Source organism: Inediibacterium massiliense, from assembly GCF_001282725.1.
Classification (GTDB): Bacteria; Bacillota; Clostridia; order Peptostreptococcales; family Thermotaleaceae; genus Anaerophilus; species Anaerophilus massiliensis.
Genome location: NZ_LN876586.1, coordinates 307,912 through 320,261 on the forward strand (window position 1 = coordinate 307,912; position 12,350 = coordinate 320,261).

The 12,350-nt window shown below is 29.2% G+C and carries 7 protein-coding genes; all 7 read left to right on the top strand.

Going from position 1 to position 12,350, the window contains the following annotated elements; all coding sequences use genetic code 11:
• Nucleotides 1-392 precede the first annotated feature (392 nt).
• The 7 genes from BN2409_RS05285 to BN2409_RS05315 all read left to right on the top strand — a co-directional run bounded on the left by BN2409_RS05285 (nucleotide 393) and on the right by BN2409_RS05315 (nucleotide 12,337).
• Nucleotides 393-5,507 (top strand): NEAT domain-containing protein, encoded by a 5,115-nt coding sequence (locus BN2409_RS05285; protein WP_053955609.1) that lies wholly within the window; start codon nucleotides 393-395, stop codon nucleotides 5,505-5,507.
• A complete protein-coding gene (locus BN2409_RS05290; RefSeq protein WP_053955610.1) occupies nucleotides 5,497-6,102 on the top strand; it encodes an NEAT domain-containing protein in 606 nt (201 codons plus the stop codon). The genes BN2409_RS05285 and BN2409_RS05290 overlap by 11 nt, the downstream gene beginning before the upstream one ends.
• A gap of 108 nt (nucleotides 6,103-6,210) precedes the next feature.
• Entirely contained in the window at nucleotides 6,211-7,101 is an 891-nt protein-coding gene (isdE, locus tag BN2409_RS05295; protein ID WP_053955611.1) for a heme ABC transporter substrate-binding protein IsdE, read from the top strand.
• A 19-nt stretch (nucleotides 7,102-7,120) separates the two neighbouring features.
• Nucleotides 7,121-8,116: a FecCD family ABC transporter permease gene (locus BN2409_RS05300; protein WP_053955612.1), complete on the top strand. Its 996-nt coding sequence runs from the start codon at nucleotides 7,121-7,123 to the stop codon at nucleotides 8,114-8,116.
• Nucleotides 8,109-8,897: an ABC transporter ATP-binding protein gene (locus BN2409_RS05305; RefSeq protein ID WP_053955613.1), complete on the top strand. Its 789-nt coding sequence runs from the start codon at nucleotides 8,109-8,111 to the stop codon at nucleotides 8,895-8,897. The genes BN2409_RS05300 and BN2409_RS05305 overlap by 8 nt, the downstream gene beginning before the upstream one ends.
• 19 nt (nucleotides 8,898-8,916) lie before the next feature.
• Nucleotides 8,917-10,659: an ABC transporter ATP-binding protein/permease gene (locus BN2409_RS05310; RefSeq protein ID WP_053955614.1), complete on the top strand. Its 1,743-nt coding sequence runs from the start codon at nucleotides 8,917-8,919 to the stop codon at nucleotides 10,657-10,659.
• Nucleotides 10,652-12,337: an amino acid ABC transporter ATP-binding/permease protein gene (locus BN2409_RS05315; RefSeq protein WP_053955615.1), complete on the top strand. Its 1,686-nt coding sequence runs from the start codon at nucleotides 10,652-10,654 to the stop codon at nucleotides 12,335-12,337. Before BN2409_RS05310 ends, BN2409_RS05315 begins: the two co-directional genes overlap by 8 nt.
• Nucleotides 12,338-12,350 lie beyond the last annotated feature (13 nt).

A 12,350-nucleotide genomic window follows, 5' to 3' on the forward strand; every position in this document is an offset into this window, starting at 1 on the left:
TATATATCATTACTTATCAATATAGAAGTGTGGATATAAGTCTATATTGTATGTTTAGAATAAAAAGTCTTGATCTTTTGTGGAGGTCAAGACTTTTTTATTTTTATAAGTGTTAAAAAATGAAAAAAGTGATAAATATGATGATCAATCATCCCTTAGATGAATTTTAAAAAAGGAAAGGAGAGATTTTATGTAAAAAATGAAGGAGATATATAAATAAAATATCAAATGAAAAAGTATGTGATTAGAAATAGCATTGATAGATATTGATTTTAATAAGATTATAAACATACTTATATTTTTAAAATCATAAGTAACTGAAAGCAGAATTATAAAATAAAACTAGGGGATGAATTATGATTTAAATAAAATGTAAAAAAAGGAGAGACATTATGAATATTTTTAAAGACATTCATAGGCGAATTAGTATTTTGTTAATAATGGTTTTGATTATAGGAGGAATACCTCAAGCTTCAATAGCTATTTCCGATGAAGAGAGTGTATCTATACAAGAAGTAAGCAGTGTAGATAAAGAAGAAAAGAGTCAGGATAAGACAGACCATGAAGTATCAGATGAATCTGATGAAGATGTACAAACTATAGAAAATAATAAAGAAAAGCAAGATATAGAGGATATAGATAAAAAATCAGATGATGGAATAGAGGTAACCGCAGAAAATGATAATGATGATGTAAAAGAAGAAAATGAAATAAAATCAGATCAAGATATAGAAGAAGTTATAGACGATACCCAAGAAAAACAAGATACAATTCATATAGAAAAAGAATCAGAGGAGACGGAAACAGAATCTAAAGAAAAAAATGATAAAGAGATCAAAGAAGACAGCAAAATAGAAATAGATGCAGAAACTTTAAAAAGTGAAGATCAAAAGCAAGAACAAGAAGATCAAGAAAGTTTAGATAAAAATCAAGTAAAAATAGAAAATAAAATGGAGGAAAAACAAGAGGAAGAAAACTTAGAACCAAAACCAGAACCAGAAAAACCAATTATAGAACTAAATAAAAATGGAACATATGAAGTAGAAGTAAAAGGATTACAAGAAAAAGAAGATAAAGAATCTATAGCAGGAGCTTATCTAGGAGAGAAAGCAAAAATCCAAGTCAAAGATTCAAAGAAATATATGATTTTGTTATTAAAGAGAAGTGACTGGATGAGCAATATAAAAATAAGTGTAGGTGGACAAGAAGTAAAACATGAAGCAAAAGTGATTAATAAAAATGAAGAAGAAGAAACAGAAAGTAGCATAAAATTTGAAATACCAAATTTAGAATCAGAAATTCAATTTAGTATGAATGTAGAACCAATGGGAAATATGCCAGCAATTTTTAGAGTAGTGCCCAATAAAGATACATTAAAATTTATGAAAGAAGATATAGATGAAGAAAAACCAGAACCAAAACCAGAGAAACCAAGTATAGAATTAGATAAAAATGGAACATATGAAGTAGAAGTAAAAGGATTACAAGAAAAAGAAGATAAAGAATCTATAGCAGGAGCTTATCTAGGAGAGAAAGCAAAAATCCAAGTCAAAGATTCAAAGAAATATATGATTTTGTTATTAAAGAGAAGTGACTGGATGAGCAATATAAAAATAAGTGTAGGTGGACAAGAAGTAAAACATGAAGCAAAAGTGATTAATCAAAATGAAGAAGGAGAAACAGAAAGTAGTATAAAATTTGAGATACCCAATTTAGAATCAGAAATTCAATTTAGTATGAATGTAGAACCAATGGGAAATATGCCAGCAATTTTTAGAGTAGTACCAAATAAAGATACATTAAAATTCATGAAAGAAGATATAGATGAAGAGAAACCAGAACCAAAACCAGAAGAACCAAATGTAGATATTAGTAAAAATGGAACATATGAAGGAAATGTAAAAGTACTTCAAAAAGAAAATAATGAACTATCAGATACTTTAGATTGGCTGTTAGCAGATCAAGGGAAATTACAAATTATAGATGGTAAAAAATACGTTGAAATTGCAATATTTAAGTCTGAAGGTATAAAGATAGGAAAAATAGCTGTAGATGGAAAAGAAGTAAAGTATACACAACGAACAGGTAAGATAAAAACTGACGATTATTTATTCATAAAATATGAAGTTCCAAGTATAGATTCTGAGATGATTATGACTATACCAATACATTATGAACCATGGAATTTAGAAGGTAGAATAGTATTTGACAAAAATACATTACATTTAATTGAAGAATCCAAAGATGAAGAAAAGCCAGAACCAAAACCAGAAAAACCAAGTATAGAATTAGACAAAAATGGAACATATGAAGTAGAAGTAAAAGGATTACAAGAAAAAGAAGATAAAGAATCTATAGCAGGAGCTTATCTAGGAGAGAAAGCAAAAATCGAAGTAAAAGATTCAAAGAAATATATGATTTTGTTATTAAAGAGAAGTGACTGGATGAGCAATATAAAAATAAGTGTAGGTGGACAAGAAGTAAAACATGAAGAGACAATTGTTAATAAAAATGAAGAAGGAGAAACAGAAAGTAGTATAAAATTTGAGATACCAAATTTAGAATCAGAAATTCAATTTAGTATGAATGTAGAACCAATGGGAAATATGCCAGCAATTTTTAGAGTAGTACCAAATAAAGATACATTAAAATTTATTAAAGAAGATATAGAAGAAGAAAAGCCAGAACCAGAAAAACCGGATACAAAACCAGAAAAACCAAGTACAGAATTAAACAAAAACGGAATCTATGAAGTAGAAGTAAAAGGATTAAAAGAAGATGTAGATGAAGAATCTAGAGCAGGAAAATATTTAGGAGAAAAAGCAGAAATTCAAGTAAAAGATGCAAAAAAATATATGATTGTTCAATTGAATCAAAGAAATATAATGAACAACATACAAGTAAGTGTAGATGGCAAAGTAGTAAAACATGAAGAAAAAATAAATGAAAGTAAAGAAACAGAAAGCAATGTAAAATTTGAAATACCAAGTTTAGATGTAGAAATAAAAATAAATATGAATGTGACACTAATGGGAAATAGGAGAACTGGATTTAGAATAGTACCTACTAAAGATACATTAAAGTTTATCAAAGAAGATATAGAAGAAGAAAAACCAGAAAAACCAGAAAAACCAAGTGTAGAATTAGACAAAAATGGAACATATGAAGTAGAAGTAAAAGGATTACAAGAAAAAGAAGATAAAGAATCTATAGCAGGAGCTTATGTAGGAGAGAAAGCAAAAATCCAAGTCAAAGATGCAAAGAAATATATGACATTGTTATTAAAGAGCAGTAACTGGATGAGTAATATAAGAATAAGTGTAGGTGGACAAGAAGTAAAACATGAAGCAAAAGTGATTAATAAAAATGAAGAAGGAGAAACAGAAAGTAGTATAAAATTTGAGATACCCAATTTAGAATCAGAAATTAAATTTAGTATGAATGTAAAACCAATGGGAAATATGCCAGCAATTTTTAGAGTAGTACCAAACAAAGACACATTAAAATTCATCAAAGAAGATACAGAAGAAGAAAAGCCAGAACCAAAACCAGAAAAGCCCAATACTGATCAACCAAAAGACAATGAACAAGTAATTGAAATTTCATTGGAAAAACCAATGGAATTACAAGTTACTGATCAATCTAAAAGAATAGTAATTCCTAAATTAACAGATGAAATCATTCAAAAAGGTCAACTTAATATTAATGTAGAAGATATAAAAAATGCAACGATTCAAGTACCTGTATCAGGAAATGAAAAGAAAGAAGTAAAACTTCCTAAAATAGCAATAGATTCAAATATAGCTCAAGTAGAAATACCAAAAGGCATTACAATAACCTCTGAAAATGGGAAATGGGATGGAACTATTAAAATGCCAACTCTTATAGAGAATGAAAATATATCTAATATTCAATTAGAAAGAGTAGTAGAAGTTGGTTTTGAAGATGGAAATTTAAACTTTGATCAACCAATAAGATTAGTGATGAAAGGTCAGGCAGGCAAAAAAGCAGGCTATTTAAAAGATGGACAACTTAAAGAAATTACAAATATACTTTCTCAAGATACTCAACAAGCAGCAAATCATATGCTGAGCAAAGATGCTAACAGACAAGAGGCTAAAATAGATGTAGGAAAAGATTTAGTAATTTGGACTAAGCATTTTACCAAATTTGTAGCTTATAAAGAATTAGACAGTAGTAATAATCCAGGAAATAATGGGGGTAGTAATGGAAACGGAGGTAAAAATGATAGCATTAATGAAAATGAAGATGGGATATATGGAGTAAAGATTAAAACTTTAAAAGAAAATGATGATTCAGAATCTATGGCGATTACATATTTAAGTGATGAAGCAATTTATGAAGTGAAGAATGGGAAAAAATATATAAAATTTGTTTTAATTCACAGTGATTGGATGAAAGATAAAGAAGTATTTGTAGATGGCAAAAAAGTAAACTATACCCTTACAACTATCAAAGAATATGATGAAAAAAATCAAGAAGGAAAAAACAAAATAGATAGTATGATTAAATTTGAAATTCCAAGTTTAGATTCAAAAATAGTGTGTAAAATGACTATTATGCCAATAGGTGATATCCGCGTAGCTTTTCGACTTGTCCCACAAAAGAATACACTTATAAAAAAAGATAGTGATGATATTAGTTATAACTCAAGAAAAGGACAAACCAATATAAATATAGAAATGGATAAAAACGGAATATATGGAGTGGATCTCAAACTTGTTAATGAAAAGGGCGAGGAAGTATCAGATTTAAAAGAATATATAGGACAAAAGGCTAATATTAAAGTGGAAGATTCAAAAAAATATATGAAAATGCTTTTAAAGAAAAGTGGACAAATGAAAAATATTGAAATAACAGTAGATGGCAATAAGGTAGAGCATAAGATTGAGGACATTAAAAAATATGAAGACGGAAAAATAGTGAGCACCATCCAATTTAAGATTAAAGACTTAGATTCAAAAATAAAATTACAAATGGATCTAGAGGGTAAAGAGAATAAAAAAGTTGTATTGGAGGTTCTTCCTCAAAAAGAAAGCGTCATAATTAAGGAAAAAGATGACTTTCAAGATGATATGAATGAATTTTCAAAGATCAATTTAGAGGAAGACGGTATATATGAAGCAGAAGTAGAAATATTAAAAGAAATTAATGATCATTCAGAAATGGTAAAACCGTATTTAAAAGACAATATAAGACTTAGAGTAGAAGATAAAAAAACATATATGACAGTATTTTTTGAAAAAAGTGAAGAAATAAAAGATCTTACAGCATTTGTGGACTGGTCAAGTGTAAAACATGAGTGGAAAGATACAGATCATAGTGAAGTAGAATTTGAGATACCAAATATAGATTCCAAATATAGATTTCATATGAATATAGACTCTATCAAAAATAAAAGACTTGAGTTTAGTATTATTCCAAAGAAAGAAACTTTTAAAGTGAAAGATCAAAAAAATAAAGGAGAGAGTCATGATGAAAAGTAAAGTGTTTAAAATCTGTACGATAACATTTGTAATAGGAGCTTTGTTGTTACCATCTACACAAGCTTTTGCTCAAAAGGGAAAGGTAAATAAAGTAAATACTACAAAAAAAACAGTACAAGTAAAAGAAAAGGAACCTTTAAAAATAGGAAAATATACTGTAAGTGCTGATGTACTTAAAATAAATGCAGATGAATTATCTATAGCAGGTCAATATATGGATCCACAGGCTGTTTTAGAGGTAACAAAAGATAAAAAAAAGAAAGAAAAAAAATATATAGAGTTAAAGCTTATAAGAAGTGATTGGATGAAAAATGTCAAAGTAACAGTGGATGGTAAAAATGTAGACCATACTAGTAAAGTAACAAAAACATACAAAGAAAAAAATGAAGAAGGAAAAAACAAAACAGATAGTACGATTCGATTTGAAATTCCAAAGCTAGATTCCAAAATTAAGCTAGGTATGACTGTGGTTCCTATGGGAAATGCAGATGTTGAATTTAGAGTACAATTACAAGATGATATTACAAAACTACAAGACAAAGCTGTAAATAAAAATACACCAAAGTCTAATAAAGTAGTGAAAAAGAAAAAATAGTAGATAGAAATTTATTAAAATAATCAGTTTTTGAATGATAACTCTGTTTTAAGCGAATTTATATTTTCTTAAAACGGAGTTTATTCATGGATATAGGGGGGATTATGAATGAAAAGAGTGGTAGCTATTATAATGGCGCTTATGATGAGTATGTTATTTGTTGGTTGTAGCGCAAAAGGGGCACAGGTAGATTCTAAAGAAACAGACTCCAAAAAAGAAGTAAGAATTGTGGCAGGAAGTGTAGCTGTAGCAGAGATGCTAGCAGAGCTAGATATAAAAATGGTGGCAAGACCCAGCACTCAATATGGTATATCTGATAAAATAAAGGATCTTCCAGAAATAGGATTGCCTATCAATCCAGATTTAGAAAAAATTCGAAGTTTGAATTCTGATATATTTATTACTTCTAGCGCTATTCAAGAATTAATAGGAAATAAATTTGAACAAAATGGAATCAACACTAGATATTGTGATTTGAACTCTTATGATTCTGTAAAAAATACTATAAGAGAATTATCCACTGAATTTGGTCAAGAAGAAAATGGAAAAAGATTAATCGAAGAATTTGAAAAAAAGGAAAAAGAAATATTAAAAGATATGGATCCAAACAAAAAAGTAAAGGTTATGATTTTATTTGGAGCACCAGGTCATTTTATGCTTGCTACTAAAAATTCTTTTACAGGAAGCTTAATTGATAAATTAGGAGCAGAAAATATTACATCACAAGTTAAATCGAAATATAAAGGAGCTTATGTACCTTTTTCCTTAGAAGTAGCATTAAAGGAAAATCCAGATGTTATTTTTAGAATGTATCATGGATACATAGATGAATCAAAAAAACAAGTAGCAGAGGAATTTGAGAAAAATCCTCAATGGAAAAAATTTAAAGCCGTAAAAGAAAATAGAATATATGATTTAGATCCAAAAGAGTTTGGAGTAACAGGAGATATACATGCAACTAAATCCCTAGAAAAAATGAAAGAATATCTATACAAATAATAAGGAAAATGGTGAAAATATGAAAAATAGAAAAGAAAAAAGAAAAATATGGATAATATTTTTCAGTTTAATATTGTTGATACTTTTAATTATTGCAACAATTGGAGTGGGAAGTGTAGATTTATCTATTAGAGAAATCATAGATACTTTTTTAGGAAAAGGGGATGAAATCAATGCCAGCATTATTATGGATATGAGATTGCCTAGAATTATATTAGCAGTATTTGTAGGGGCAAGCTTATCTATATCTGGAGCATTGCTTCAATCAGTTATGAGAAATCCATTGGCTGATCCTGGAATTACAGGAGTTTCTTCTGGAGGAAGTTTAGCAGCTATTTTAATGATGTTATATTTCCCACAGTTTTATAGATTATTGCCTCTTATGGCCTTTTTAGGAGCCATACTCGCATGTACATTAGTATTTATTTTATCCTGGGATAACGGCATTAAGCCTATTAGAGTGATCTTATCAGGAGTAGCCATCAATGCTATGTTTGCAGGAGCTACTGCTTTGTTAGCGATTATGAACAGTGATAAAATCCAAGGAGTTTTACTGTGGATTAATGGAAGTATTGCCTATAGAGGATGGAGGGAAGTGAGCTACTTTTTACCTTATTGTATTGTAGGGCTTATATTATCTTTATTTTGTATTCGAGGAGCCAATCTTTTAGCCCTAGGGGATGATGTAGCTACTAACTTAGGTATGAATGTAAATAGAGCAAGAATATTTATATCCTTAGTTGCAGTATTTTTAGCAGGAATTAGCACTTCTGCTGTAGGGATTATAGGGTTTATAGGAATTATTGTTCCTCATATATGCAGGCTGATCTTAGGATCTGACTATAAATATTTGATTCCTATGAGTACTATTTTAGGAGGAATAATCCTTCTTTTAGCAGATACTTTAGCTAGATATATTGCAAGACCTATAGAATTACCTGTAGGAGTAATGATGGCTATGATTGGCTGTCCATTTTTTTTATTCCTTCTAAGGAGGCGAAAATACAGTGCTTAAGGTGAATGATTTTAAAGTAGGATATGATGGAAAAACCATTGTAAAAGATTTTAATTTACATGTAAAAAAGGGAGAAATCATTACAATTATTGGACCCAATGGTTCGGGAAAGTCAACGGTTTTAAAGGCTATAGGAAGATTATTAAAGCCTATGGGTGGAACTATTTATTTAGACAAACAATTGCTTTGGAAAATGAATGGAAAAGAAATAGCAAAAGAGATGGCATGTCTTTCTCAACATAATATAGCTCCTGAAGATATGACTATAAGAAAAATCGTAAGTTTTGGTAGAAATCCTCATAAAGCATGGTTTGAGGGACTTAGTAAAAAAGATGAAGAAATTATAGATTGGGCTATTGAAAAAACAAATCTAAAATCTATGCAAGATAAGAAAATGATCCATATATCAGGAGGAGAAAGCCAAAGGGCATGGATTGCAATGGCTCTTGCTCAACAGCCAAAGATTTTATTATTAGATGAACCTACAACTTATTTAGATATTAACAATCAAATAGAAATATTAGAACTTGTGAAAGAATTAAATGAAAAATTAAAACTCACTGTAATTATGGTTCTTCATGATTTGAATCAAGCAGCCAAATATAGTGATGAAGTGATTGTCCTTAAAAATGGAGAGATTAAAGCTTTAGGAAAACCCGAAGAAATATTAAATCAGGATTTGATCAGAGAAATTTATAATGTAGAGATGAATATATTGAAAAATCAATTTGGAGAAAAAATTATATTGATTCCTAAAAAAATCTATGCAAAAGAAGCATAGAAAGTAGGAGGATGGTAGCATGTTTAATAAAAGATTAATCCAACTCGTACCAACTTGTAAAAGATGGATTTTTCTTACTGTATTCATCAATTGGTTAGGGTTGATATTGAATATAGGAGGAATATTTTCTATTGCTTCCTATATTGAGTATATATATTTATATGGAGTGAGTTGGGAAAAAAGTATAGTTACTCTATGGGTTCTTATTGGAATTGTCATGGGTAGGCTTCTATGCAATTATATAGGAACAAAAATGGCAGGCAAATGTTCGAAGGATGCAAGAATTACTCTTAGACATATTCTATACAAGAAATTATTAGATTTAGGAATACATTATCAAGAAATGACTTCTACTTCAGAAGTGGTTCAAGTTGCAATTGATGGAATAGAAAGATTAGATATGTATTTTGGAAGATATTTACCACAATTTTTTTATAGTTTAATTGCACCTATTACTTTATTTACGATCATAAGCTTTATAAATATAAAGATTGCAGTTGTTTTACTAGGATGTGTTCCTTTGATTCCTATATCTATAATTGCTGTTATGAAAATTGCTAAAAATCTTCTTTCAAAATATTGGGGAATTTATGTGAATTTGGGAGATACTTTTTTAGAAAACTTAAGAGGATTGACAACATTAAAAATATATGGAAGAGATGAAGAAAAAAATGAACAAATGAATCAACAAGCAGAAAATTTTAGAAAAATTACTATGAAGGTTTTAGCCATGCAATTAAACTCTATTACGATTATGGATTTCATTGCTTTTGGAGGAAGTGCTCTAGGCATTATTTTTGTTTTAAAGGAATTCATAAAATTGAATATAACTATTGGAGGCGGCTTTTTCATTATACTTCTTGCTTCAGAATTTTTTATTCCTTTAAGAGTTTTAGGTTCATGTTTTCATATTGCTATAGATGGACTTGCAGCAGCGGATAAAATATTTTCCATTCTAGATATCCCTGTAATAAAGTACCCAACAAAGAAGATTAAAGATTTCAATCATATAGATATCCGATTTAAAAATGTAAATTTTTCATATGAAGAAGATAGAAAAATTTTAAAAGATATTCATTTAGATATTGAAAATGGTCAAATCACTGGACTAGTAGGAAGCTCAGGTTGTGGAAAAAGTACAATAGCCAATATAATTATGGGCTTTTATAAAAATTATGATGGAGAAATTTTACTCAATGAATATGAGCTAAGAAGTATAGATCCTGCTCAACTTAGAAAAAAGATCAATGTAGTTACCAATAATAGCTATATTTTTACAGGAACCATTGAAGAAAACTTAAAAATGGGAAAATCAAATGTTACACAAGAAGAAATGTATGAGGTGCTAAAAAAAGTCAATTTATATGAATTTGTTTTGTCACTAGAAAAAGGTTTACAAACACAAATCAAAGAAGGAGGAGCAAATCTTTCAGGAGGACAAAGACAAAGACTGGCTTTGGCAAGAGCATTATTATATGATAGTGAAATTTATATATTTGATGAAGCTACTTCTAATATAGATGTAGAAAGTGAAAATATTATTATGAATTTAATTTATGAACTAGGAAAGGTAAAAACTGTAATTTTAATATCTCATAGACTTTATAATGTACGAGGAGCAGATAAGATTTATGTATTATCAAATGGAGAAATACAACAAGTAGGAAATCATCAAACGTTAATAGATGAGAAAGGTCTTTATGCTCAATTGGTTTATGAGCAAAATGAATTAGAAAATATAGGAGGTGAAAGTTGTGCGTAGAGACGGAATTGTGATTATGGGAAAGCTTATAGGTCTTGTAAAACCTTTAATACATATTATGGCTATTACTATTACTATGGGAGTGTTGGGATTTTTAGCTGCAATATTTATTACGATTTATGGCGGAATAGGTATTTTAGAGAGCATAGGTTTTGATATGGGGTTACCTTTACAAAAAATATTTATTATATTAGGAGGTCTAGCTATATCAAGAGGTTTTTTAAGGTACCTCGAACAATATACAGGACATTTTATAGCATTTAAATTATTAGCGATCTTAAGAGACGTAGTTTTTAAAAAGTTACGAAATCTTTCACCAGCAAAGCTTGAGGGAGAAGAAAAAGGAAATCTTATATCTATTATAACTAGCGATATAGAGTTATTAGAGGTCTTTTACGCCCATACGATTGCACCTATTATGATAGGACTTATAACATCTATGATCATGATTTTTTATATTGGGAAAATACATATTTATCTGGGAATCATAGCAGCTTTAGGCTATATTACTGTAGGCTTGATCATTCCTTATTTTTCATCTCGATTAGGCAATAAAGCAGGGGTAGACTATAGAAACTCTTTTGGAAAAATGAATAGCTTTATGCTAGATGCTTTAAAAGGAATGAAAGAGATTATGATGTTTCGTTTAGGAGAGCAAAGACTTTCTTTGATAGATCAAAAGGGAAAACTACTGAATAAAGAAATAGACAAGATGAAAAAGCATGAAGGTTTTGTTAGAGCTCTTGGAGAAGCAAGTGTATTTGTTTTTACAATGATTGTTTTGTTTATGAGTACATATTTACTTGATCAAAATGTAATAAGTTTTAAGGAAATGGTTATTGCGACCATTGCTATGATGAGTTCCTTTGGACCTGTGATTGCTTTAAATAATTTGTCTAATAATTTATTAGTAACCCTTGCAGCAGGAGATAGAGTATTAAATTTATTAGAGGAAAAGCCAATTGTAAAAGAAGTGGATGATCAAAAGGATATTTCTTTTGGAGACATCAAAATGAAAGAGGTATCTTTTTCTTATGATGAAAATATCCCTATTTTAAAAGATATAAATGTGACCTTTCCTAAAGGAAAAATTATTTGCATAGTTGGAGAAAGTGGATGTGGGAAAAGTACACTTTTAAGACTGATCATGAGATTTTGGGATGCAACAAAGGGAAGTATACAAATCAATGGGGAAGGAATTCAAAATGTTAATACCAATTCGCTACGAAGAATCCAAAGTTTTGTCACACAAACAACATTTTTATTTAATGATACGATAGAAGAAAATATACGTATAGGTAAAAAGGATGCAACTATAGAAGAAATTAAAGAAGCTGCAAAAAAAGCATCTATACATGACTTTATAGAAAGTCTTCCAAAAAAGTATCAAACAACAGTAGGGGAGTTAGGAGAAAGCTTGTCGGGAGGAGAAAGGCAAAGGCTGGGAATTGCAAGAGCTTTTTTACATGAATCAGATGTGATTTTATTAGATGAGCCTACCAGTAATTTAGATAGTTTGAATGAAAAGGTTATTATAAAAGCATTAAAAGATGAATGTAGTCAAAAGACAGTCATTTTAGTTTCACATAGAATGTCCACCATATCCATAGCAGACGAAGTATATGTGATGCATAAAGGAAAGATACAGAAAAAAGAAAGAGTTATGGCTCTTAATTAAATAGAAGCTAGAG

Coding starts and splice junctions, on each gene's coding strand:
- BN2409_RS05285 (WP_053955609.1), top strand. CDS start 393: ATGAATATTTTTAAAGACATTCATAGGCGAATTAGTATTTTGTTAATA.
- BN2409_RS05290 (WP_053955610.1), top strand. CDS start 5,497: ATGAAAAGTAAAGTGTTTAAAATCTGTACGATAACATTTGTAATAGGA.
- isdE (WP_053955611.1), top strand. CDS start 6,211: ATGAAAAGAGTGGTAGCTATTATAATGGCGCTTATGATGAGTATGTTA.
- BN2409_RS05300 (WP_053955612.1), top strand. CDS start 7,121: ATGAAAAATAGAAAAGAAAAAAGAAAAATATGGATAATATTTTTCAGT.
- BN2409_RS05310 (WP_053955614.1), top strand. CDS start 8,917: ATGTTTAATAAAAGATTAATCCAACTCGTACCAACTTGTAAAAGATGG.